This is a genomic window from Georgenia wangjunii (assembly GCF_036421975.1).
Lineage (GTDB): Bacteria > Actinomycetota > Actinomycetes > Actinomycetales > Actinomycetaceae > Georgenia_A > Georgenia_A wangjunii.
The window spans coordinates 16898-40630 of sequence record NZ_JAZGON010000014.1; the positions used below are offsets into that span (position 1 = coordinate 16898).

The 23733-nt window shown below is 73.7% G+C and carries 22 protein-coding genes; 5 read left to right on the top strand and 17 right to left on the bottom strand.

The window, feature by feature from the left end:
* Positions 1–6 precede the first annotated feature (6 nt).
* From V2J63_RS15155 to sucC, 7 genes are all read right to left on the bottom strand, one after another.
* Positions 7–1302: an ABC transporter ATP-binding protein gene (locus V2J63_RS15155; protein WP_331231828.1), complete on the bottom strand. Its 1296-nt coding sequence runs from the start codon at positions 1300–1302 to the stop codon at positions 7–9.
* Positions 1303–1333: 31 nt separating this feature from the next.
* Positions 1334–2179 (bottom strand): carbohydrate ABC transporter permease, encoded by an 846-nt coding sequence (locus V2J63_RS15160; protein ID WP_331231829.1) that lies wholly within the window; start codon positions 2177–2179, stop codon positions 1334–1336.
* A 1-nt stretch (position 2180) separates the two neighbouring features.
* On the bottom strand, positions 2181–3182 hold the full coding sequence (locus V2J63_RS15165) for a carbohydrate ABC transporter permease (protein ID WP_331231830.1): 1002 nt from the start codon (positions 3180–3182) through the stop codon (positions 2181–2183).
* Entirely contained in the window at positions 3179–4447 is a 1269-nt protein-coding gene (locus V2J63_RS15170; RefSeq protein WP_434056350.1) for an extracellular solute-binding protein, read from the bottom strand. Before V2J63_RS15170 ends, V2J63_RS15165 begins: the two co-directional genes overlap by 4 nt.
* Before the next feature lie 137 nt (positions 4448–4584).
* Positions 4585–5847 (bottom strand): cell division protein PerM, encoded by a 1263-nt coding sequence (locus tag V2J63_RS15175; RefSeq protein WP_331231831.1) that lies wholly within the window; start codon positions 5845–5847, stop codon positions 4585–4587.
* A 98-nt stretch (positions 5848–5945) separates the two neighbouring features.
* Positions 5946–6866: a succinate--CoA ligase subunit alpha gene (gene sucD / locus V2J63_RS15180; RefSeq protein WP_331231832.1), complete on the bottom strand. Its 921-nt coding sequence runs from the start codon at positions 6864–6866 to the stop codon at positions 5946–5948.
* A gap of 17 nt (positions 6867–6883) precedes the next feature.
* Positions 6884–8050, bottom strand: a complete 1167-nt coding sequence (gene sucC, locus V2J63_RS15185; RefSeq protein ID WP_331231833.1) for an ADP-forming succinate--CoA ligase subunit beta — start codon at positions 8048–8050, stop codon at positions 6884–6886.
* 171 nt (positions 8051–8221) lie between these two features.
* Between sucC and V2J63_RS15190 the strand changes: the two genes are divergently transcribed.
* Both V2J63_RS15190 and V2J63_RS15195 read left to right on the top strand, forming a co-directional pair.
* Complete coding sequence (locus V2J63_RS15190; protein WP_331231834.1) at positions 8222–8683, top strand: DUF2243 domain-containing protein; 462 nt, start codon at positions 8222–8224, stop codon at positions 8681–8683.
* Positions 8684–8714: 31 nt separating this feature from the next.
* Complete coding sequence (locus V2J63_RS15195) at positions 8715–9557, top strand: cytochrome c oxidase assembly protein (RefSeq protein ID WP_331231835.1); 843 nt, start codon at positions 8715–8717, stop codon at positions 9555–9557.
* Here the strand turns inward: V2J63_RS15195 and V2J63_RS15200 are convergent.
* From V2J63_RS15200 to V2J63_RS15230, 7 genes are all read right to left on the bottom strand, one after another.
* Positions 9509–10114: a class I SAM-dependent methyltransferase gene (locus V2J63_RS15200; protein ID WP_331231836.1), complete on the bottom strand. Its 606-nt coding sequence runs from the start codon at positions 10112–10114 to the stop codon at positions 9509–9511. The genes V2J63_RS15195 and V2J63_RS15200 overlap by 49 nt on opposite strands.
* Positions 10115–10139: 25 nt before the next feature.
* Positions 10140–12041 carry an acyltransferase family protein gene (locus tag V2J63_RS15205; RefSeq protein ID WP_331231837.1) on the bottom strand — a complete coding sequence of 634 codons (1902 nt, stop codon included), beginning with the start codon at positions 12039–12041 and terminating at the stop codon, positions 10140–10142.
* A 91-nt stretch (positions 12042–12132) separates the two neighbouring features.
* A complete protein-coding gene (gene pcrA / locus V2J63_RS15210; RefSeq protein ID WP_331231838.1) occupies positions 12133–14685 on the bottom strand; it encodes a DNA helicase PcrA in 2553 nt (850 codons plus the stop codon).
* Between the two features lie 73 nt (positions 14686–14758).
* Positions 14759–15241, bottom strand: a complete 483-nt coding sequence (locus tag V2J63_RS15215; protein ID WP_331231839.1) for a DUF456 domain-containing protein — start codon at positions 15239–15241, stop codon at positions 14759–14761.
* A gap of 48 nt (positions 15242–15289) precedes the next feature.
* Complete coding sequence (locus tag V2J63_RS15220; RefSeq protein WP_331231840.1) at positions 15290–15637, bottom strand: hypothetical protein; 348 nt, start codon at positions 15635–15637, stop codon at positions 15290–15292.
* 76 nt (positions 15638–15713) lie between these two features.
* The gene (locus tag V2J63_RS15225) at positions 15714–16385 is read right to left on the bottom strand and encodes a response regulator transcription factor (RefSeq protein ID WP_331231841.1); all 672 of its coding nucleotides are present in this window, start codon (positions 16383–16385) and stop codon (positions 15714–15716) included.
* Between the two features lie 40 nt (positions 16386–16425).
* Positions 16426–17679 carry an ATP-binding protein gene (locus tag V2J63_RS15230; protein WP_331231842.1) on the bottom strand — a complete coding sequence of 418 codons (1254 nt, stop codon included), beginning with the start codon at positions 17677–17679 and terminating at the stop codon, positions 16426–16428.
* 148 nt (positions 17680–17827) lie between these two features.
* Between V2J63_RS15230 and V2J63_RS15235 the strand changes: the two genes are divergently transcribed.
* Both V2J63_RS15235 and V2J63_RS15240 read left to right on the top strand, forming a co-directional pair.
* Positions 17828–19375 (top strand): PspC domain-containing protein, encoded by a 1548-nt coding sequence (locus V2J63_RS15235; RefSeq protein ID WP_331231843.1) that lies wholly within the window; start codon positions 17828–17830, stop codon positions 19373–19375.
* Positions 19372–19626, top strand: coding sequence for a hypothetical protein (locus V2J63_RS15240; protein WP_331231844.1), 255 nt, complete (start codon positions 19372–19374; stop codon positions 19624–19626). The genes V2J63_RS15235 and V2J63_RS15240 overlap by 4 nt, the downstream gene beginning before the upstream one ends.
* Before the next feature lie 161 nt (positions 19627–19787).
* Here the strand turns inward: V2J63_RS15240 and V2J63_RS15245 are convergent, their stop codons facing one another.
* Positions 19788–20321 carry an aromatic ring-opening dioxygenase LigA gene (locus V2J63_RS15245; RefSeq protein WP_331231845.1) on the bottom strand — a complete coding sequence of 178 codons (534 nt, stop codon included), beginning with the start codon at positions 20319–20321 and terminating at the stop codon, positions 19788–19790.
* A gap of 187 nt (positions 20322–20508) precedes the next feature.
* Between V2J63_RS15245 and V2J63_RS15250 the strand changes: the two genes are divergently transcribed.
* On the top strand, positions 20509–21630 hold the full coding sequence (locus V2J63_RS15250; RefSeq protein WP_331231846.1) for a glycosyltransferase family 4 protein: 1122 nt from the start codon (positions 20509–20511) through the stop codon (positions 21628–21630).
* 19 nt (positions 21631–21649) lie between these two features.
* Here V2J63_RS15250 and guaA read toward each other — a convergent pair whose 3' ends face one another.
* Positions 21650–23251: a glutamine-hydrolyzing GMP synthase gene (gene guaA, locus V2J63_RS15255; RefSeq protein ID WP_331231847.1), complete on the bottom strand. Its 1602-nt coding sequence runs from the start codon at positions 23249–23251 to the stop codon at positions 21650–21652.
* Positions 23248–23646 carry a DUF3817 domain-containing protein gene (locus V2J63_RS15260; protein ID WP_331231848.1) on the bottom strand — a complete coding sequence of 133 codons (399 nt, stop codon included), beginning with the start codon at positions 23644–23646 and terminating at the stop codon, positions 23248–23250. Before V2J63_RS15260 ends, guaA begins: the two co-directional genes overlap by 4 nt.
* Between the last annotated feature and the right edge of the window lie 87 nt (positions 23647–23733).

Here is a 23733-nt window from a genome sequence, read left to right on the forward strand (position 1 = left end):
GGCTGCTCAGGCCTCGCCGCTGACCGACGCCCCGGCCCCGGTCGGGGCGTCGGTCCTGTCCGCCCGCTTCCTGGCACGCTCGAGCGCCCGGCGGCGCTGCTCCTTGGCCTCGTCCTCGAGCCTGTCCGCCTTCTCCTGGTCGCGGGTGAGGTTGTCACCCGACTCGGGGTCGAAGACGTGCAGGAGGGCCGGGTCGAACCACAGCTCGGCGACGTCTCCCTCGCGCACGCCGCTCATCGAGTCCAGCGCGACGACGAGCTGGGTGCGCATGCCCTCGCCGTCGAGGTCCCGGTCGAGCTCCTCGAGCTTGTCCCGCACCGCGTCGTGGGTCTCGAACGGGATGTAGGCGTAGAGGACCTCACCCATCCACTCCGTGACGTCCACGTCGGCCTCGAAGGTGACCCCGCCGTCCTTGGCGCCGGTCTCCATCGTGTCGGCGTCCTCGAACGCGTCGGGGCGGATCCCGACGATGACGAGGTCCCGGTCCCCCACGGCGGCGCGCAGCCGGTCGTCCATGGGGAGGTCGACCATGGGCAGGTGCAACGTGCCGCCCTTGACCTCGCCGGGCAGGAAGTTCATCGGGGGCGATCCGATGAAGCCCGCCACGAAGAGGTTGAGCGGCTGGTCGTACAGGCCCCGCGGGCTCGCGACCTGCTGCAGCTCGCCGCGGCGCAGGACGGCGACGCGGTCGCCGAGCGTCATGGCCTCGGTCTGGTCGTGCGTGACGTACACGGTCGTCGTGGCGAGGGTGCGCTGGAGGCGGGCGATCTCGGTGCGCATCTGGCCGCGCAGCTTGGCGTCCAGGTTCGACAGCGGCTCGTCGAAGAGGAACGCCTGCGCCTCCCGCACGATCGCCCGTCCCATGGCCACCCGCTGGCGCTGCCCGCCGGAGAGGTTGGCGGGCTTGCGCTCGAGGTGCTCGTCGAGCTCGAGCAGGGACGACGCGCGGCGCACCCGGGCGTCGATGTCGTCGTCGGAGTACTGGCCCTTGGTCAGCCGCAGCGGGAAGGCGATGTTCTCGTACACCGTCAGGTGCGGGTACAGCGCGTAGTTCTGGAACACCATCGCGAGGTCCCGGTCGCGCGGCGCCTTGTCGTTGACGACCTCCTCCCCGATGCGGAGCTCGCCGTCGGTGATGTCCTCGAGGCCGACGATCATCCGCAGCAGCGTGGACTTCCCGCAGCCGGACGGGCCCACGAGGATGACGAACTCGCCGTCGGCGATGTCGAGGTCGATCCCCTTGACGGCGGTGAAACCGTCCGGGTAGGTCTTGACGACCTTGTCGAGGGTGATGGATGCCATCTGGGGCCTCTCCTTCTTCTGGTCGAGGGCCTCAGCCCTTGACGGCGCCCTGGGTCAGGCCGGACACGATGCGACGCTGGAAGAGCACGACGACGATGACCACCGGGATGGTCACCACGATGGCGGCGGCCGAGATGGACCCGGTGGGTTGCTCGAACTGCGAGGCGCCCGTGAAGAACGCGAGTGCCGCCGGCACGGGCCTGGCCGCCTCGGTCGAGGTGAGTGAGATGCCGTAGACGAAGTCGTTCCAGGCGATGAAGAACGCGATGATGCCCGTGGTGAACACCCCGGGCGCGGCGAGGGGCACGACCGCCTTGCGGAACGCCTGCATCGGCGTCGCGCCATCGACCTGGGCGGCCTGCTCGAGCTCCCAGGGGATCTGCTGGAAGAACGCCGCCAGCGTCCAGATCGAGATCGGCAGGGTCAGCGACAGGTAGGGGATGATCAGCCCGAGCCAGGTGTCGTACAGCCCGATCGAGCGCCACAGGTTGAACAGTGGGGTGACGATGGAGATCGCCGGGAAGATCGAGACGGCCAGCGAGGTGAGGAGCACCATCCGCCGGCCGGGGAAGTCGAGCCGGACGATGGCGTAGGCGGCGAACGTGGCGAGGACGACGGCCACGGCGGTGGAGATGAGCGAGATGCCGATGGAGTTGCGCAGCGCGGAGAGGAACAGCTCCTGCGCCGATCCGTCGGGCGCGAGGATCGCGGTGTAGTTCTCGACGGACCACGCCGGCGGCAGGAAGGTGCCCGAGTCGATGTCCGCCGGGGCCTTGAAGGACGTCATGAGGATCGAGATGACGGGGAAGAGCGCCCACACGAGGACGACGAGGGTGATGAGTGCCCAGGCGACCTTCTGCTTCGTCGTCAGCGCCATGTCACTTCCCTCCCACAGAGCCGGCCAGGTCCACCTTGAAGCCCTTGACCGTGCCGATGGCGATGCCGATCACGCACAGGAACAGCACCACCGAGATCGCTGAGCCCATGCCGATCTCGAGGCGGCCGATGGAGGTGTTGTAGGCGAGGAGCGAGAGCGCGCGGGTGTTGTTCGCGCCGCCGGTCATGATGTAGATGTTGTCGAAGATGCGGAACGCGTCCAGCGCCCGGAAGAGGACCGCGACCATGATGGCGGCCCTCATGTTCGGCAGGATCACGCGCCGCAGCACCTGCCAGGGCGTGGCGCCGTCGACCTTCGCGGCCTCCTCGAGGTCCCCGGACACCTGCGCGAGCCCGGAGAGCAGCAGCAGGGAGATGAAGGGCGTGGTCTTCCACACCTCCGAGGCGATGATGACGAAGAGAGAGCTGGCCGACCCGGCGAACCAGTTGAGGTCGGTGATGTCCACGCCCGGAAACGCCGAGATCCAGTTGTTGACGTACCCGGAGCTGATGTCGAAGGCGTAGAACCAGGCGAAGGCCGAGACCACGGTGATGATGCCGTAGGGCACGAGGATGGCCGTGCGCAGCAGACCGCGCAGGTGCCTGATCGCCCGGTGCATGACCATGGCCAGCGCGAAGCCGAGGACCAGCTCGATGAGCACCGTGACGACCGTGATGAACGCCGTGATGAGCATGCTCCGCCAGAACTCGGGATCGGTGAAGACGACGCCGTAGTTCCCGAGCCCGACGAACCGGCGGTCGTCCGGGGCGGTGAGCCGGTAGGAGAACAGCGAGTCCCAGAAGGCCTGGAGGATCGGGTAGACCGTGACGGCGAGCATGATGACGAAGGCCGGACCGGCCAGCATCCAGCCGAGCCTCGCCTCGTCACGGCCACGACCGCTGCGGCGCTTCTTCTTCGCCGGCGCCGCGCGGCCCTCCTCGGCGTCGACGTCGGCGTCGACCGCGGTCGGGGCGGGCGGTGGCGGTTGTCCCTGGACGCTCACAGCAGCCGCTCCCCTCGGAGCACCCCGGTGATGAGCTCGGTCGCCTCGACCGGGGTGCGCTCGGGGTCGAGGTCCGAGATCGGGTACCACGTCTCCTGGAGCCCGATGGAGACCTCGTTGTAGTAGGGGGTCTGCGGGCGGGGCACCGCCCGCTCGAGCGAGTCGCGCAGCAGGTCCGCCATGGGATAGGCCTCCTGGATCTCGGGCCGGTCGTAGACGTCTGCGCCGACCGGCGCGTTGCCGTTCGTCTCGACGTACATCGCCTGGTTGTCCGGCTGGACGAGGCACTGGACGGCGTCGTAGGCGAGGCCGACGTGCTCGGAGAACGCCCCGACGCCGAGGTTGAGACCACCGACCGGCGGGGCGCTCTCCGTCCCCTCCTCCACCTGCGGGTACATCGCCCAGCCGATGTCCTCGACGACGTCGGGGGCCGTGCTCTGCGCGCCGGGCCACACGAACGGCCAGTTGACCATGAAGGAGCCGTTGTCCCCGAGGAACTCGTTGAGGGAGGCGTCCTCGTCCTCCGTCGGCATCCCAGGCCCGCCGAGCCCCTCGGAGGCGATGGTGCTCATGATCTCGGCGGCCCGCTGCCCCTCGGGGCTGTCGAGGGCGACCTCGAGCTCGTCGGCGGGCGCGGCGGGGTCGGGGAGGATCTCCGCGCCCTGAGACGCCATGAGCGCGTTGACCCACACGGTCATCGACTCGGCCTTGACGCCCTGCACCCCGAGGTACTTGCCCTGGTCCCGGGCCACCTCGATGATCTGGTCCCAGGTGACCGGCTGGCTCATGTCCAGGCCCGCCTCCTCGACGACGGACTTGCGGTACCACAGCAGCATCGTGTTGCTGAGGAACGGGGCCGTGACGAGCTCGCCGTCCCACGTGGCCGAGTCGACGGCGCCCTGCACCACGTCCTCGACGAAGACGTCCGCGAGCTCCTCCGGCATCGGGGCGAGGAAGCCCGGCTCCGCGATCTCGGGGATGAACGGCGGGTCCAGGCTCATGATGTCGATGGAGGCGTCGGACGCCGCCAGGCGCCGCGCGAGCTGCTCCCGCTGCCCGGGGGCGTCGTTGGGCAGCAGGGATATCTGTATGCGGTACTCCCCCTCGGCGGCCTCCGAGCAGGTGCGGGCGATCTCGGCCTGCCCTCCGGCGTCCGGCGTGGTGTACCAGGTGAGCACCGGAGGACCGGACTCGCTCGCGCACGCGGCGAGGCAGGCGGTCATGGTCAGCGCCAGACCGGCGACCGCCGTCGGACGTCGTCGCACGTTCGGCCTCCTTCTCGCCGGCACGGTCCGCAATGACCGTGGTGCGACCAGAGAACACCGCCCTGCTCCCACGCGCATCCCGAGAGCCTCCCCGGGCGCCGTCCGGCCGGCTCCTGCGCCGCGCCGGCCGGCGACGGTCAGTCGCGCGCGGCGGCGTCGGCGCCGTCGACGGCACCGTCCCGGCGCAGGCGCGTCCGCGCCCCGGCGTACGCCCGCCCGAGCAGGGCGTGGGTGGCCGGGTGCAGCGCGAGGACGACGACGAGCGCCCCGCCCGTGACGGTCGCCGCGGTGTACCCGGCGACCGCGAGCGCGGGAGCCCCGAGCTCGGCCATCCGGCCGGGCCCGATCGCGCCGCTCGCGGCGCCGCACAAGAGCCCGGTGACGACGCCGGCGACCGCGCCCGCCGTGAGGGCGGAGAGAGCGGCGTGACCGGGGGCGGGGCAGAACCGCCGGCGGTGCAGCCACCAGCCGACGGCCGCACCGACGAGGACGGGGCCGAGGAGGACCCACGCCAGGCCGGGCGCGCCGGGTCCGGGGAGGGCACCGAGGAGCGGCACGGCGGGCAGCGGCGCGGTGACGACCTCCGTCGTCGAGAAGAGGGTGCCCGTGCCGACGACGAAACCCGGCCCGGCGACCCACGCCAGGGCCCACACGAGTGCGCTCGGCAGCCAGAGGAGCTGGGCGAGGACGAGGATGACGCCGCCGAGGGGCTCCGGGCCGAGCGCCTCGTGGAGGGCGCTCACCTCCGCGGCACCGGTGGCGAGCGCCGTCCCGCCGGCGACGACGGCGAGCGCCAGGAGCCCGAGGGCGGCCCACCCGGCGCCGCGCACACCGGCACGCACGGACGCCGGGAGCGCTCCGACGGCGCGCGCGACGCGCTCGGGAGTGCGGGCGCGCGCCCGCCGCAACGCCGCGGCCGCGCCCAGCGCGGCGATGGCGGCGGCACCGACGACCGCGCCGAGCCGGCCGGCCGGGCCCGGGACGACCGCGGAGATGACGAGCGCGGCGAGGACGTACCCGCCGGTCGTGAAGCCCGCCTGGCCCCACGAGCGCAACCGGGCCCGGCGGGCCCCGCCGTAGACGAGCGCGGCGCTGAGGAGGGACAGGCCGAGAGGCGTGAGGGAGACCGTCCCGCCGCCGCCGAGGTGCATCGTCCCGCCCTGCCCGAGGAGCCACAGGGACGTCCCGGCGCGGGCTGCGTCGACCCAGCCCGCCTCGCCGAGGACCGGGGCGGCCGCCGTCGCGACGTAGGCAGCGACGGCGGGGATGGCGATCGCGAGCCAGCTGAGCACGGCGGCCTCGACGCCCGTGATGGTCGAGCGCAGCCACCCGGAGGGAAGGCGCAGGACCCGGCGCGTCGGGGACGGGCTCAGGAGCGGGGGCGCGGCGGTCGTGGACATCTCCCCCATCGTCGACGAACGCCGCCCCGCAGGAGTGCTAGCGGGGCGGCGTGTCGGCGTGGCGGGAAGCACGGCGCCATCGGCGCCGTGCCGGGCGCTCAGCCGGCGAGGATCTCGCGGGCGAGGCGCGCGGTCTCGCTCGGCGTCTTGCCGACCTTGACCCCGGCGGCCTCGAGCGCGACCTTCTTCGCCTCCGCCGTGCCCGAGGAGCCGGAGACGATGGCGCCGGCGTGGCCCATCGTCTTGCCCTCGGGGGCGGTGAAGCCCGCGACGTAGCCGACGACCGGCTTCGTCACGTTGGCCTTGATGAACTCCGCGGCCCGCTCCTCGGCGTCGCCGCCGATCTCACCGATCATGACGATGACCTCGGTGTCCGGGTCCGCCTCGAACGCCGCGAGGGCGTCGATGTGCGTCGTGCCGATGACCGGGTCCCCGCCGATGCCGATGGCGGTGGTGAAGCCGATGTCGCGGAGCTCGTACATCATCTGGTACGTGAGCGTGCCCGACTTGGAGACGAGGCCGATCGGGCCCGCGTCCGTGATGTCCGCCGGGGTGATGCCGACGTTCGACTTCCCAGGGCTGATGATGCCTGGGCAGTTCGGGCCGATGAGGCGCACGCCCTTGGACTGGGCGTAGGTGAAGAACTCCGCGGAGTCCGCGACCGGCACGCCCTCCGTGATGATGACGACGAGGGGGAGCCCTGCGTCGACGGCCTCCATGACGGCGCCCTTCGTGTGCGCCGGCGGGACAAAGATGACCGAGACGTCCGCGCCGGTGGCCTCCTTCGCCTCCGCGACGGAGCCGAAGACCGGGATCGAGACGGTGCCGGCGGTGCGCCCCTGCGCACCCGGACCGATGGGCTCGACGTCGAAGTCGACGCTCGTGCCCGCCTTGCGGGGGTTGACGCCGCCGACGACCTGCGTGCCGGCGCCGAGCATCCGGCGGGTGTGCTTCTGGCCCTCCGCACCCGTCATGCCCTGGACGATGACGCGCGAGTCCGCGTTGAGGAAGATCGACATAGCTGGGGTTCCCGTCCTTACTTCGCGGCGGCGAGCTCGGCGGCCTTGGCCGCGGCGTCGTCCATGGTGTCCACCATCGTCACGAGGGGGTGGCTGGCCTCGTCGAGGATGCGTCGCCCCTCGACGACGGAGTTGCCGTCCAGGCGGACGACGAGCGGCTTGGTGGCCTTGTCCCCGAGGATCTCAAGGGCCTGGACGATGCCCTTGGCGACCTCGTCGCAGGCGGTGATCCCGCCGAAGACGTTGACGAAGACGCTTCGGACCTGCTCGTCACCGAGGATGACGTCGAGGCCGTTCGCCATGACCTCGGCGTTGGCGCCGCCGCCGATGTCGAGGAAGTTCGCCGGGCGGACCCCGTGCGCCTCGCCCGCGTAGGCGACGACGTCGAGGGTGCTCATGACGAGCCCAGCGCCGTTGCCGATGATGCCGACCTGCCCGTCGAGCTTGACGTAGTTGAGGCCCGCGGCCTTCGCCTTGGCCTCGAGGGGGTCGGCCGCGGCCTTGTCCTCGAGCTCGGCGTGGTCGGCGTGACGGAAGGCGGCGTTCTCGTCGATCGTCACCTTGCCGTCGAGGGCGATGATCGCCCCGTCCTCGGTCCGCACGAGAGGGTTGACCTCGACGAGGGTGGCGTCCTCCTCGACGTAGACGGTCCACAGCGTCTGGATGACCCGGGCGACCTCGTCCGCGACGTCGGGCGCGAAGCCCGCCGTCTCGACGATCTCGCGGGCCTTGGCCTCGTCGATGCCGACGCCCGGCTCGACGGCGACGCGGGCGAGCGCCTCGGGGCGCTCGACGGCCAGCTGCTCGATCTCGACGCCGCCCTCGACGCTCGCCATGGCGAGGTAACGCCGCTCGGAGCGGTCGAGGAGCACGGAGAAGTAGAACTCCTCGGCGATCTTCGCCCCCTCGGCGATCATGACGCGGTGGACGGTGTGGCCCTTGATGTCCATGCCGAGGATCTCGCCGGCCTTCTCGGCCGCCTCCGCGGGCGAGTGGGCGAGCTTGACGCCGCCCGCCTTGCCGCGGCCGCCGGTCTTGACCTGCGCCTTGACGACGACGGTGCCGCCGCCCAGCTGCTCGGCCGCGGCCCGCGCCTCCTCGGCAGTCGTGGCGACGATGCCGCCCAGCACGGGGACACCGTGCTTGGCGAACACGTCGCGTGCCTGGTACTCGAAAAGGTCCACCCCGGTGAGTCCTTCCATCGACAGATTTGGGTGCCTCGACACGCGAGACAGCTCGGGTGAGCCTATCGCGCGGCTTCCGCACGCACCGAACGGAGGCGGGCGGCGACGGTGTGATGCGCGCGCCACCGGCCCGTCCTACGGTGGCCACGAGACGACGACGGGGAGGGCGCCATGGCCGGTCGGCAGTCCGAGCGCGGCCGGTCGCTCGCGTCCGGCGCGATGATCGGCGTGGGGGTCATGGCCGCCGTCGACGAGATCGTCTTCCACCAGGTCCTCGCGTGGCACCACTTCTACGACCGCTCGACGAGCGACGTCGCCCTCCTGTCCGACGGGCTGCTCCACGCGGCCGAGCTCGTGCTCGTCGTCGCCGGCTTCTTCTTCTACGCCGACCTGCGCCGCCGCCGGGCGCTCGCACCGCGCTCCGCCCTCGCCGGGCTCTTCCTCGGCCTCGGCGGCTTCCAGCTCTTCGACGGGCTCGTCAACCACAAGGTCCTCGGTCTGCACCAGGTCCGGTACGGCGTCGACCTCCTCCCGTACGACCTCGCGTGGAACCTCGCGGGCGGAGCCCTGCTCGTCGTCGGGCTCGTCCTCCTCCTCGGCTCCCGCCGGGAGGCCGGGCAGGAGGGACGGTGACGGCGACGGTGGTCGTCGCCCGGGCGGCGGCGTGACGATCGGTATCGGCGCCGCCGTCCGCACCTCCGCCGACCACGCGGCCCACGCCGCCGGCGCTGGAAGTGGCCTCGCCGCCTGGCTCGTGCCCGCGCTCCTCGCGCTCGCGCTCCTCGCCGCGTACGGCGCCGGCGCCCGCGCCTACCGGCGCCGGCGCGGGCGCCCGTGGGACCCTCGGCGCACCGCGAGCTGGGTGCTCGGCGCGCTCCTCGTGGCGGCAGCGGTGTCCCCGCCGGCCTCGGCGTGGGCCCACGCCGACCCGCGCGGGCACATGGCCCAGCACCTCGTGCTCGGCATGTACGCGCCGCTCGCGCTCGTCCTCGCCGCGCCGGTCTCGCTCCTCCTCGGTGCTTCAGAGCCCCCGACCGCCCGACGGGTGACCGCGGTCCTGCGCCAGCGAGGCGTCCACGTGCTCTCCCACCCGGGCGTCGCGGCGGTGCTGGCCACGGGCAGCCTCTTCGTCCTCTACCTCACCCCGCTCTACGCGCTCACCCTCACCGAGCCCGTCGTCCACACCGCCCTCAACGTCCACCTCGTCCTCGCGGGCGCCCTCTACACGTGGGCGATCGCCGGGCCCGACCCCGCCCCGCGCCGGCCCGGCATGGGCGTCCGGGTGGGCGTGCTGCTCCTCTCCGCGGGCGCGCACGCGTTCCTCGCGAAGCTGCTCTACGCGCGGGCGGGCGACCCGGCCGGCGAGGCGGCCGCACAGTGGATGTACTACGGCGGGGACGTCGCGGAGCTGCTCCTCGCGACGGCGCTCTTCGCGTGGTGGTACGAGTACCGCCCCGGTCAGGCCCGGCGCAGCAGGGCGACGAGGAAGCCGGCGCCCTCGACGTAGGGGCGCAGGTCCCACGTGGACAGCAGCAGGTCCGGGACGAGCCCGCTGACCCGCGCGTCGTCGAGGAACTCGTCGAAGTCGTACCCGCGCCCGGCGCCGAAGCCGATCGCCGCGCGGCCGTCGGGACGGAGGTGGACGGCCATCCGCCGCAGCACCTCCCGGCGGGTGCCCGGGGCGAGGAAGGCCATGACGTTGCCGGCGCAGAGGATCGCGTCGAACCCCTCGGTGATGCCGCGGGCGGGCAGGTCGAGCTCGGCGAGGTCTCCGACGAGCCACGTCGCGCCGGGGTGGTCCTCCTTCGCCGCGGCGACGAGGACGGGATCGACGTCCACCCCGACGACGTCGTGGCCGAGACCCGCGAGGTAGCCGCCGTGGCGGCCGGGCCCGCAGCCGGCGTCGAGGATGCGGGCCCCGGGCGGGACGAGGGCGTCGACGAGCCGCGCCTCACCGACGAGGTCGGCGCCGGCAGCGGCCATCGCCCGGAAGCGCTCGACGTACCAGGTGGAGTGCTCGGGGTTCGCCCGGGTGATCTCGGCCCACGTGCTCGGTTCGCTCATGGGAGCCATCCTGCCCGCGGCGGCGCTACCCGCCCAGCCGTGCGGACAGCTCGGCGAACGCGTCCGCCACGACGTCCGCGTAGAGGAGGCCGCCGTCGATGTCGGGGTGGATGCCGTCGGACTGGAGCATGTGGGGCACGGCGTCGATCGCGGAGTACCAGTCGGCGATGATCACGTTCGGGTACTCCGCGACGACGTCCGCGAGCGTCGCGTTCGCCTCCGGCACCCAGTAGCTGCCGCCGTAGAGGTTGACGACGACGACCATCCGCTCCGGTCCGAGCGCGTCGAGGGTGGCGCGCACGACGTCGGGCTCGCGCACGCCGGCGTTCGTGCCGAAGTCGAGGACGACGGCGCGGCGCACGGTCCCGGCCGCTACCTGTGCCTCGACGGCCGCCCGGCCCGCAGGCCACTGCCGGTTCGACTCGGCGTCGAGCGCGATGCCCGGGAACCGGTCGGTGAGGCCGTGCGCGCTCGTCACGACGATCGAGTCCCCGAAGGCGGTGATCTCTTCCCCGGTCGGCATCGAGGTGTCGAGGTCCGCGGCAGGAGCGGCTGCGCTGGCGGCCTCCGCGGCCTCCGACGCGGCGACGATGCTCTCCCCCGCCTCGATCTGCGCCTGGGTCCGGGAGGACGTGGGCGCCGTGGCGATGGCCACAGCGCTGCCGGCGAGGAGGATCACCACCACGGCGGCCGCGATGCGCGGGCCCCGCGAGCGTGGCCCGGCGAGGGCGCGCCCGGCGGCGGCCGCGCTCGCCCGGAAGCCGGCCTCCCGCACGGGCATCTCGACCCAGCGGTACGAGGCCGCCGAGATCACGAGGGTGAGGACGAGGGCGAGCCCACGCACCGTCCAGCTCCAGCCGGAGTCGTACGTCGTCGCCGGCAGCGCCTCCGTGACGATGAGGATGACCGGCCAGTGCCACAGGTAGATGCCGTAGGAGCGCTGTCCCACCCACTCGAGCGCCGGGATCCGCATGAGGCGCTGGAAGGTCGAGGACGGCCCGAGCAGGGCGGCGATGAGCACGGCCGTGAGCAGGCACGCAGCGAGGATGCCGCCGCGGAACGTCCCGGTGAGGTCCTCGCGCAGGCCGAGCATGAGCGCGATGAGCCCGGCGAGGGCCGCGAGGGCGGCGAGGCCCCGCAGCCGGCGCCACCACGCCGAGCGCAGCCACCCGCCGGGCGCGCCCCAGGCGAACGCGAGCGCGACGCCGATCATGAGCCCGAAGAGGTGGGTGTCGGTGCCGTAGTAGACGCGGGTCGCGTCCTCGCCCGGGGTGAAGAGGAGCGCCATGGCGCCCGCGGAGAGCGCGGCGGCGGTGAGGGCGGCCGCGACGCGCTGGCGCACCGTGGCCGTGAACGCGAGGACGAGGACGAGGAGCACGGGCCACAGGAGGTAGAACTGCTCCTCGACCGCGAGGGACCAGAAGTTGACGAAGAGCAGGGGCGAGGTGCGGGCGAAGTAGCTCGACCCGGCCCCGATCTCGAGCCAGTTGTTCGAGAAGGTGAGGGCGCCGAGCGCCTGGCGGCCGATGTTGACGAGGAGGTCCCCGCCCACGAGCGCCGCCGCGCTCACGCTGACGGCGACGACGGTCACGAGGGCCGGCAGGAGCCGGCGGGCGCGGCGCACCCAGAACCGCGGCAGGTCCAGGCGGCCCCTCGTGCGCATCTCGCGCAGGAGGAGCGTCGTGATGAGGAACCCGCTGAGGACGAAGAAGACGTCGACGCCGAGGAAGCCGCCCGGTAGGGACGTCGGACGCAGGTGGTAGACGAGGACGGCGACGATCGCCAGCGCCCGGATCCCGTCGAGCCCCTCGATGCGGCTCGAGGCGCGCGACCGGGGTGCCCGCGGGTCCGCCGCAGCGGGAGGCCGCGAGGTGGCGGCGCGCGGTGCCTGCCCGCGCGGCCGCGCGAGCGTCGACGTCGCGCTCATGGACCACTCCCTCCGCCTTGTCCCGAGCGTAGGGACGCGGAGGCGCAGATCCCGGCGCGGCGCGCCGGTCCCGCGGGGCGGACGTGCCCCGCTAGAGCTTCGTGACGGGCGAGTAGCGCAGGAGGAGGCGCTTCGTGTTGCCGCCGCCGAAGTCGATCTTGGCGACCGAGCTCGCGCCCGCGCCCTCCATGGCGATGACCGTCCCCATGCCGTACGCGTCGTGGGTGACCTTGTCCCCCACGTCGAGGTCCGGCACGTCGGCGCGCGGGGTGGCCGACCCGAAGCTCGGCGTCTTCTCCCCGGCGCCCTGCCGGGTGGTGCGGACGGCGCCGCTGCGGGCGCCGGAGCCGCCAGGCCCCGACGGCGCGCCGGCGCGGTCGGACCGCCCGCCCCAGCCGGAGCGCCAGCCTCCGCCCGTGCCGGAACGCAGCGCGTCCATCGAGGACGCCTCGCGGCGCCAGTCGAGGAGGTCGGTGGGGATGTCGGAGAGGAAACGGCTCGCGGGCAGCTCCTGCGGCATCCCGAACGCGGTGCGCACCGCCGCGCGCGAGAGGTAGAGGCGCTGCTGGGCGCGCGTGAGGGCGACGTAGGCGAGCCGCCGCTCCTCCGCGAGCTCTTCGGTGTCGGCGAGCGAGCGCTGGTGCGGGAACGTGCCGTCCTCGAGGCCGGTGATGAAGACGACCGGGAACTCGAGACCCTTGGCCGTGTGGACCGTCATGAGGGTGACCTGCCCCTGGTCGGCCGCGCCCGCGTCGGGGATCTGGTCCGAGTCCGCGACGAGGGCGACGCGCTCGAGGAAGTCACCGAGCTCCCCCTCGGGGTCGAGCTCGGAGAACTCGGCGGCGACCGCGTGCAGCTCGGCGAGGTTCTCCACCCGGGAGGCGTCCTGGGGGTCCTCGCTCGCCCGCAGCTCGGCGAGGTAGCCCGAGCGGTCGAGGGCCGCGTCGAGGATCTCCGCCGGCCCCGCGCCGGAGGCGGCGAGGTCGCGCAGCCCGCGCATGAGGTCGGCGAACACGCGGACCTGCGTGCGCCCGCGGGTGGCGAGGCCGAGGACCTCGGGCGCCGCGCCGTCGGCCGCCGCCGCGTGCTCGATGGCCGCGCCGAAGGAGATGCGCTCCCGCTCGGCATGGGCGGCGAGCATGGCCTCGGCGCGGTCCCCGAGCCCGCGCTTGGGGACGTTGAGGATCCGGCGCAGGTTGACGGCGTCGTCGGGGTTGGCGACGGCCCGGAGGTAGGCGAGCGCGTCCTTGATCTCACGCCGCTCGTAGAAGCGCGTCCCGCCGACCACCTTGTAGGGGATGCCGACGCGGATGAGCACCTCCTCGAGCGCCCGCGACTGGGCGTTCGTGCGGTAGAAGACGGCGACGTCGGCCGGGCGCACGCCGTCGGAGTCCCCGAGGCGGTCGATCTCCTCGGCGATGAAGCGCGCCTCCTCGTGCTCGGAGTCCGCGACGTAGCCGACCACCTGGGGACCCGAGCCCGAGTCCGTCCACAGGTTCTTCGCCCGCCGGCCGGGGTTGCGCGAGATGACGGCGTTGGCGGCGGAGAGGATCGTCTGGGTCGAGCGGTAGTTCTGCTCGAGGAGGATCGTCGTCGCGTGCGGGTAGTCGACCTCGAACTCGAGGATGTTGCGGATCGTCGCGCCGCGGAAGGCGTAGATCGACTGGTCCGCGTCACCGACGACCGTGAGCTCGGCGGGCGGCACGTCGGGCAGGTCGTTGCTGGAGGTGTCCCCCACGCCGGCGAGCTCGCGGACGAGGACGTACTGGGCGTGGTTGGTGTCCTGGTACTCGTCGACGAGGACGTGCCGGAACCGGCGCCGGTAGTGCTCGGCGACGGCCGGGAACGCCTGGAGGAGGCTGACCGTCGTCATGATGAGGTCGTCGAAGTCGAGCGCGTGCGCCTGGCGCAGGCGGTCGTTGTACAGGCGGTAGGCCTGCGCGAGCGCCGTGTCGAACGGGTTGGTCTCCGCGACGCCGGCGGCGAAGTCGTCCGGGTCGACGAGCTCGTTCTTGAGGTCGGAGACACGGCGCGAGAACATCTTCGGCGGGTAGCGCTTGGGGTCGAGGTCGAGCTGGCGGCACACGAGCGTCATGAGGCGCTGGGAGTCCGCGGCGTCGTAGATGGAGAAGCTCGAGCGCAGCCCCAGGGTCGCGTGCTCGCGGCGCAGGATCCGCACGCACGCCGAGTGGAAGGTCGAGACCCACATGCTCCGGGCTGCGGGCCCGACGAGCTCCTCGACGCGCTCGCGCATCTCCCCCGCCGCCTTGTTCGTGAAGGTGATGGCGAGGATCTCCCCCGGGCGCGCGCGCCGGGTCGCGAGGAGGTGGGCGACGCGGTGCGTGAGGACGCGGGTCTTGCCCGAGCCGGCGCCCGCGATGATGAGGAGCGGGCCGCCGGCGTGGACGACGGCGGCGCGCTGCTGCGGGTTGAGCCCCTCGAGGAGGGCCGCGGCCTCGCTGCTCCCGTCGGCGGCGGCACCGGCACTGCCGCCCGCGCTGCCGCCGCCACTCGCGCCACGGCCGCGGGAGCCACCGGGACGCTCGGCTGGGACGTCGTCGTCCGTGCGCGGCAGGACGGCGGCCGGGAGGGTCGCGAGGCCCTCGAGACCGGGGAGCGGGAGGTTGTCGAACAGAGATGTCATGGCGCCTTCAAGCGTAAGCGCTCGCACTGACACTCCGGCGCCCCTGGGGACCGCGACGGGGGAGGTGGACGGGTCAGGTGCGCCACATGCCGATGAGGAGCGCCCCGGTCGCGACGAGGGCACCGGCGAGCTCGACGAGGATCGTCAGGCCGGTCGCCTTCATCGCGAGCCACGTCGAGCGCCACGCGGCTCCCTGCTCCCGCAGTCGCGCGCTCTCCATGAGGTAGACCCCGAGGACGAAGCCGATGGGCAGCCCGACGACGGGGATGACGAAGAACCCGACGACGCCGAGCACTCCACCGACGACGAGCGTGCGGCCCGGCACGCCGCCCCGCCCGAGGTAGCGCCCGGCGAGGACGTACTTCGCGACGGCGGCGACGGCCACCGCGACGGTCGCGACGACGCCGACGGTCCACCCGACGGTCCCGCCGGTGACGAACGCCCACACGAGCACGGCGGCCAGCACGATGAGGCTGCCGGGGATGACCTGGACGACCGCCCCGACGAGCCCGACGAGGACGGCCAGGACGACGAGCCCCTCACCGAGGGCGCCCATCAGGTGGGCAGGGGCGCGGTCGGGGGCTCGTGCGTCATGCCGGCGACGTTAGCGCCAGAGGACGGCGATGGCGATGTTGAGCACGGTGAGGCCAGCGATGCCCCCGACCATGCCGGTGCTCACCTTGTCCGCGTCCTTGCGGCTCGCGACGACGACGAGCGCGGTGACGACGAGCGTGACGACGAGCTTGATGCCGATCTTCATGTGGTTGACGTCGCCGTCGAGCACAGCCTCGGCGAGCCCCACCATGATGAGGCCGGTGACGAGCGCGGTGAGCGCGCCGTGGAGGACCCCCTTGGCGATGCGCGGCGGGCGGAGGTTGACGAGCGTCCCGCCGAGGACGATCGCCCAGCCGAGGATGTGGAGGACGAGGACGAGGTGGTAGAGGAAATCCATGCCGCCCAGCCTAGGCGGCTTTCCTGACAGGTCGTCACCAAAGGTCGGTCGCCGAGCGCTCGGCGCGCCTCAGGAGCTAGATGAGCCGGCGGGCCGCCGCCCAGCGGGTGAGCTCGTAGCGGGAGGAGAGCTGGAGCTTGCGCAGGACGGCCGAGACATGGGTCTCGACGGTCTTGATCGAGATGAAGAGCTCGCTCGCGACCTCCCGGTAGGAGTAGCCGCGGGCGATGAGGCGCATGACCTCCTGCTCGCGCGCGGAGAGGCGGTCGAGCTCGTCGTCGGTCGTGGCGACGTCCGCCGCACCTGTGCCGAAGGAGTCGAGGACGAAGCCCGCGAGCCGCGGGGAGAAGACGGCGTCACCGCCGGCCACGCGGCGCACGGCGTCGGCGAGATCGACCGGGGCGATGGCCTTCGTCACGTAGCCACGTGCGCCGGCGCGGATGACGCCGACGACGTCCTCGCTCGAGTCCGAGACGGACAGGGCGAGGAAGCGCGTCGCGACGTCCGCGCACCCGGCGATGACCTCGCTCCCGCCGCCCCCGCGCCCGCCGGGCAGGTGGACGTCGAGGAGGACGACGTCCGGCACGTGCTCCCGGACGACGGTGATCCCCCCGGCGACGTCGGCCGCCTCCCCGACGACGACGATGTCGCTCGCCTGGGCCGCCAGCTCGGTCCGCACGCCGGTGCGGACCATCGAGTGGTCGTCGACGATGACGACGCGGTACTGCGGGGTCGCGGGCTCGCTCATGCCGCCATCCTCGCAGCCCGCCCCCGCCCCGTGGGCGGGCTCAGGCCCGGGCGCCCGCTGCGGGCATGCTCAGCCGCACCTCGGTCCCGACGAGCCCGGTCCCACCGCCGGAGCGGATCCGCGCGGTGCCGCCGTGCCGCTCGAGCCGCTCGATGATCGACTCGCGCACGCCGTGCCGGTCCGCCGGGACGGCCGCGAGGTCGAACCCCGCACCGCGGTCCCGGACGAAGACCTCCGTCGCACCCTCACCCACCTCGACGTAGAGCGAGACCGGGGGCGCGCCGTGGACGGCGGCGTTCGTCAGCGCCTCCCGGGTCGCGGCGAGGAGGGGTGCCGTCGCGTCGTCGGGCTCGCGGTCGCCCGCGGTGACGACGTCGACGGCGACCCCGTGCAGGTCCTCGACCTCGGCGGCCACCTGGCGCACCGCGGCGGCGACCGAGGTGCCGGCAGCCGGGCGGTCCGCGTAGAGCCACTCCCGGAGCTGTCGCTCCTGGGCCCGGGCGAGCCGCGCCACCTGGTCGGCATCGCCGGCGCGGGAGCGGATGAGCGAGAGCGTCTGGAGCACGGAGTCGTGCAGGTGCGCCGCGATGTCCGCCCGCTCGGCCTCCCGGGCGCGGGCCGCGCGCTCCGCGCCGAGGTCCCGCACGAGGCGCAGCCACAGCGGCGCGAGGACGAGCGCCGCACCGCCGAGGATCGCCGCCCCCGCCACGGTGCCGCCCAGGAGCTCGGCGAGTCCCTCGCCCCGCCCGAGCAGCAGGAGCGTGCCGACCAGCGCGAGGAGCAGGCCCCCGACGACGCGCAGGACGCTCGCGGCCCGGCGCGGGCGGGACGCCGCAGCGCCGGGGAGGGAGCTGTCGAGCTGGCTCCACACGAGCCCCGCCCCGCCCACCGCGACGAGCGCCGGGACGAGCCACGGGCTGGGCAGCGTGATCCCGGCCCGCCACAGGACGAGGAGCACGGCGGCGAGGATGAGCAGGAGGGCGAGGACGACGTCGCCGAGCGAGACGGCACGGCTCATCGTCCGCAGCCGCGGCGCCAGGCGCGCACCGGCCGCCGGCCGGGCCTCGGCCGCCGCGGCCGCCGGGTCCCCGGGCGGCACGAAGAGCCACAGCCACACGTACATCATCGCGCCGGCGCCGAACGCCAGCGTAGCGAGGGCGAAGGCGAGGCGGACCCGCTCGACCGGGAGGTCGAGATGGGCGGCGACGCCGCGGCACACGCCCGCCACGCGCCGCCCCCGGTCGGGACGGCGCAGCGGCAGCCGCGGCGGGGCGGGCATCGGGGTGGCACTCACCCCGGAATCGTCACACGGGCCGGGCACCAGCGGGAGCCCTCGGCCCGGATCTCAGGGTGAGCCCCGCCGCGGCGGTGGCACGATCCAGGGTCGGATCAGGGGGGTCCCCCATAGCGGCGGGGCACCTCGGCGCGGTTGGCTCGATGGCATGGACACGACACCGCACCACGACCCGCCGGCGGCCCCGGCGCCCCCACCGCCCCGGCCCTCCGGCGGCGACTCCTTCTTCGACTCCCTGCGCCGCACCGGCATCTGGCGCACCGACGACCGCTGGGTCGGCGGCGTCGCCGCCGGGACCGCCCAGCGCCTCGGCATCGACCCGGCGCTCGTGCGTGGTCTCCTCGTCGTCCTCACGTTCTTCGGCGGACTCGGACTCATCCTCTACGGCGCGGGCTGGGCGCTCCTGCCCGAGGCGCGCGACGGGCGCATCCACCTCCAGCAGGCGATGCGCGGCCACGTCGACGCCGCCCTCGCCGGGGCCATCGCCGTCTTCATCATCGGTATCTCGCGGCCCGTCTTCTGGTGGGACTTCCCCGGCAACGGCTGGGGGGCGGTGTGGGTGCTCGTGCTCATCGGCCTCACCGTCGCCGCCGTCGTCTCCGCCCGCGGTGCGCGGACCACGCCGCCCACGCACCCGCACGACCCGACCACCCCGTACGGCGCCGCCGCGTGGACGGCGCCGCCCGCACCCGCCGCGTGGACCACGCCGCCGCCCGCCCCGACCGCTGGAGAGAGCTACCCGATGACGACGTACCCGCCCGCGCCGGCCGGCCCCGCGCCCGACGCCGACGCACCGACGCGCGCGTTCGACAACCCGCTGCACGACGCGCCGCCGTCCGACGTCCCGACCCCGGGCGACGGGGCGTCCGCGTACGGCGGGCCCGGCTACGAGCCGCCGACCACTCCCTTCTTCCATGACGGGGGCGCCCCGCCTCCCGTGGTGCCACCGGTCCCGCCCGTGCCGCCGCGCCCACCCGTCCCGGGCCCCAGCTCGACGACGGTCAGCATCGTCCTCGCGCTCTGCCTCCTCACCACGGCGGCCCTGCTCCTCGCGCACCGCGCCGGCGCGCTCGACGGCAACCCCGTGCTCGTCGTCGGGGGGACCGTCCTCGCGCTCCTCGGCCTCGGCGTCGTCCTCAGCGGGATGCGCGGGCGCCGGCAGGGAGCGCTCGGCGGGCTCGCCCTCGTCCTCGCGATCGTCCTCGTCCCGACGGCGTCGGCCGTCGCGGTCCTGCCGGGTCTCGGCACGGTGGGCGGTCTCAGCTCCCCCGGGTCCGCCCTCGCCGGTGACCCGACGTTCCGGCCGACGACGGGCCCCCAGGCCAGTGAGGGCTACGAGCTCGGCGCAGGCGAGCTGACCGTCGACCTCACCGAGCTGGGCACCGCGCGCGGCACGGTCGAGGTGCCCGTCGAGGTGGCCTTCGGGGTCGCACGCGTCCTCGTGCCCGAGGACGCGGACGTCGAGGTCCGCGCGAGCGTCGCCGGCGGCGAGATCATCGGCCGCCTCGGCGCGGACTGGTCGGTCCCCAGCGGCGCACTGCCCGGGGACGCCACGCGCGGTGGCGACTCGCTCGGCAACGGCATGGGCGTCGAGGTCGTCGTCGTCCAGGAGGGCACCGGGACCGCGACCGGGCCGGACATCATCGTCGAGGTCGAGGTCGGCTTCGGTCAGGTCATCATCGAGGAGAGGTCATGAGCATGAGCAGCCACGAGCCGTCCACGCCCCGCGCGGGCACCATCGTGTGGGGCATCCTCCTCGCGCTGACCGGTCTGGCGGTGCTGGCCCTCGGGCTCGGCGTCGACCTCGACCTCCAGGCGGTCCTCATCGTGCTCCTCGCCGTCGCCGGCGTCGGGCTCCTCGTCAAGGCGCTCGTCCGGCCCGGCCGAGGATCCGAGCCGGCCGAGGTCGGCACCGGGGGCACCTGGGCCGCCCGGGACGAGGACTGACTCGCGCCCCCGACGTGAGTGCGCCTCGACACGCGCGATGCGCCTGGTCTACCAGGCGCATTGCGCGTGTCGAGGCGCACTCGTCCGTGCGGGGGCCGCTCGTGGAGCCGCTCGCGGGGCGGCTCCACGAGGCCCGCGGGGACGCGCCGGGCCGCAGGGGATCAGCTCTGGCGTGTGTCACGACCGGCGTCGTAGTCCCGCGGCGCGTCGGCGTAGACAGGCGTCTGCGCCGCCTTGGCGAGGTTCATGAGGGCGAGGCCGACGAGGCCGAGCAGCACCCCGAGGCCGATGACGAGCGCGGCGACGCCGTAGGCGACGACGGAGGTGAAGAGCGACGCCCGCAGGAAGGACGCGTTCATGACCGAGTCACGCTGGGCCTGGAGCTCCTCGTGCTCGGGGGAGCCCTCCTCGACCTCGCGCATCGCGGCGCCGAGCTCGGCGTAGGTTCGGCCGTCGGTGCCGGCGAGCGCGTGCTGGTTGATGATGTCGGCCTGCGCGTACGCCGTGAAGGGCCCGCCGACCTCGCGCCCGGCGAGGAAGTTCGCGTCCTCGGGAACCGTGATCTCCTCGGCGGCGAGCTGGTCGCTGACGACGAACCACGTGACGCCGCCGGCGAGGACGAAGATGATCCCGGCGATGAGGGAGAGCAGGCCGGCGGTCTTGGCGATTCCGGTGCCGGGGCGGGTGGTGCTCATGAGAACGGTCCTTTCGGGGGACGGTCGGGCAGCCACGCTGCCGTCGGGTGAGCCGGTGAGCTCGTGATGTGAAGATCATGTCAGGGGCGATTGCTCCCGTTATGGGCCGATGGTCCCGGTGCCGGCGGGCGTGCCCGGGGTCACACCGTGGGCGCTCCGGACGTCACCGGGTGGGACGATCCTCGCCATGAGGATCCTCCACGTCACGGACTGCTACCTGCCGCTCCTCGGCGGGATCGAGGTCCAGGTCCGCCAGCTCGCCCTGCACCAGCGCGCCGCTGGCCACGACGTGCGGATCCTCACCGCGACCCCGCGCGAGCGGGGCGGGCACGGCCTCAGCCAGGAGGACGACGACGGCGTGCGCGTCTACCGCATGGCGGCCCGTATGCCCGCGGGCGTCCCCGTGCACCCCTGGCCCGTCCCCCACGCGCGCCGGCTGCTGACCCGGCTCCGCCCCGACGTCGTCCACCTCCACATGGGCGGCGTCACGCCGTCGACCCAGGCCGTCATGCCGCTCGTGGGCCGGCTGGGGATCCCCGCCGTCGTCACGGTGCACAGCGTGTGGAGCCCGCGCACGGCCGTGCCGTTCTACGCGGCGCTCGACCGCCTCCTCGGCTGGTCGGGCTGGCCGCTCACCCTCACCGCCGTCTCCGAGCTCGCCGCCCGCCCGGTCCGCCGGGCGGCGCGGCCGGGCACCGAGGTCCACGTCCTGCGCAACGGGGTCGACGTCACGGAGTGGCGCCGCCCCCCGCTCCCCCGCGCCTCGAGCGCGGTCCACGCCGTCACCGCCGGGCGCTTCGCCCCGCGCAAGCGGATGATGCCGCTGCTCGAGGCGCTGCGCCGGGCCGGTGAGCTCCTGCCCGACGACGCGCTCGAGGTGACGATCGCCGGCGCCGGCCCTCAGCTCGGCGACGCCGAGGCGTTCCTCGCCGAGCACGGCATGACCGGGTGGGTCCACCTCCCGGGGCGCCTGAGCCGAGCCGACCTCATCGAGCTCTACCGCCGCGCCGACGTCTACCTCGCGCCGGGCGTCCAGGACGCCTTCAGCGTCGCCGTCCAGGAGGCTCAGGCCGCCGGCCTCGCGATCGTCTCGCGCGCCCAGTCCGGAGCGGCCGAGCTCCTCACCGAGGGGGTGGACGGGCTCCTCGCCGACGACGACGCGGCCCTAGCCCACCAGCTCGCCCGGCTCGTCACCGACCGCGCGCTCCTCGGGCGGATCACCGCGCACAACCGCACCGTCCCGCCGACGACGACGTGGGCCACGGTGCTCGGCGCGACGGAGGACATGTACCGCCGCGCCGGGGCGTGAGCACCCGCTCGCTAGCGGCTCACTCCCACTCGATCGTGCCCGGCGGCTTGCTCGTCACGTCGAGCACCACGCGGTTGACCTCGGGCACCCCGTTCGTGATGCGGTTCGAGATCCTCGCGAGGACGTCGTACGGCACGCGGGACCAGTCGGCCGTCATCGCGTCCTCGGAGGACACGGGCCGCAGCACGACGGGGTGGCCGTACGTGCGCCCGTCACCCTGGACGCCGACCGAGCGGACGTCGGCGAGGAGCACGACGGGGCACTGCCAGATGTCGCGGTCGAGCCCGGCGGCGGTCAGCTCCTCGCGCGCGATGGCGTCGGCGGCGCGGAGGATCTCGAGGCGCTCGGCCGTCACCTCGCCGATGATGCGGATGCCGAGGCCGGGGCCGGGGAACGGCTGGCGCCAGACGATGCCCTCGGGGACGCCGAGCTCGAGGCCGACGGCGCGGACCTCGTCCTTGAAGAGGGCGCGCAGCGGCTCGACGAGCTCGAACTGGAGGTCGTCGGGCAGGCCACCGACGTTGTGGTGAGACTTGATGTTCGCCGCTCCCTCGCCGCCGCCGGACTCGACGACGTCGGGGTAGAGCGTGCCCTGGACGAGGAACTTGACCTCCTCGTCGGCACCGGCCTCCGCGACGACCTCGCGGGCGGCCTGCTCGAAGACCCGGATGAACTCACGGCCGATGATCTTCCGCTTCGTCTCGGGGTCGCTCACCCCGGCGAGGGCGGTGAGGAACTGCTCGGCCGCGTCGACGACCTTGAGGTTGACGCCGGTCGCGGCGACGAAGTCCTCCTCGACCTGCTCGGCCTCGCCCGCGCGCAGGAGGCCGTGGTCGACGAAGACGCACGTGAGCTGGTCACCGACCGCCTTCTGGACGAGCGCCGCCGCCACCGAGGAGTCGACGCCGCCGGATAGCCCGCAGACGACCCGCGCGCTGCCGACCTGGGCGCGGATCGCCGCGACCTGCTCGGCGATGACGCTGCCCGGCGTCCACGTGGGCTCGAGGCCCGCGCCGTCGAAGAGGAAGTGCTCGAGCGCGGCCTGGCCGAGGACCGAGTGCTTGACCTCGGGGTGCCACTGGAGGCCGTAGAGGCGGCGCGAGCGGTCCTCGAAGGCCGCCACCGGCGAGCCCGGCGACGTCGCGAGGACGTCGAAGCCCTCCGGTGCGGCCTGGACCGAGTCGCCGTGGCTCATCCACACCGTCTGCTGCGTCGGCGAGTCCGCGAGGAGCGAGCCGGACGCGCTCAGCTCGACGACGGTCGAGCCGTACTCGCGCACGCCGGTGCGGGCGACGGTGCCGCCGAGCGCACCGGCCATGGCCTGGAAGCCGTAGCAGATGCCCAGGACGGGGACGCCGGCCTCGAAGAGCGCGGGGTCGACGCCGGGGGCATCCTCGGCGTACACCGACGCCGGGCCTCCGGAGAGGATGATCGCGGCGGGGTCCTTCGCGATGATCTCGTCGACGCCGAGCGTGTGGGGCACGACCTCGGAGTAGACGTTGGCCTCGCGCACGCGGCGGGCGATGAGCTGGGCGTACTGGGCGCCGAAGTCGACGACGAGGACAGGCCGGGGTGTGGCGGCGAGCTCGGCGGTCGTGGGCGCGGTGGGGTCGGTGCTCACCGGTTCAGGGTAGTGCGCGCTCGGGTCCGCTCGACCAGGGCCGGCAGGTCCGCCTCGAACCATGCCCGCGCCCGGCGCTCCATGACGAAGGAGAGGACGGGGACGACGCCGGCCGCGACGAGCGCGGCGACGCGCCCGAGGCTCCACCGCATCGCCGACCACAGGTTGAAGACGGCGACGACGTAGACGACGTAGATCCAGCCGTGGACGAACGGGATCCACGCGATGGCCGACTCGACGTCGGGCCCGACGCCGACGAGGTAGACGAGGATCATCTCGGCGGTGAGGAGGAGGAGCATGACGCCTGTGACGAACGCCATGACGCGGTAGAACCCCCACGTCCGCCGGGCCTTGCGCTCCGCCTCGTCGGCGGGCGGGATGTTCCTCGAGCTCACGTCTGCACCTTTCGCGTCGCACCGCCTGAGCCCCCAGTATCTCAGCCGCCACGGGGGCTCCTGGCGCTGCGCGGCGCCGGTCCACCG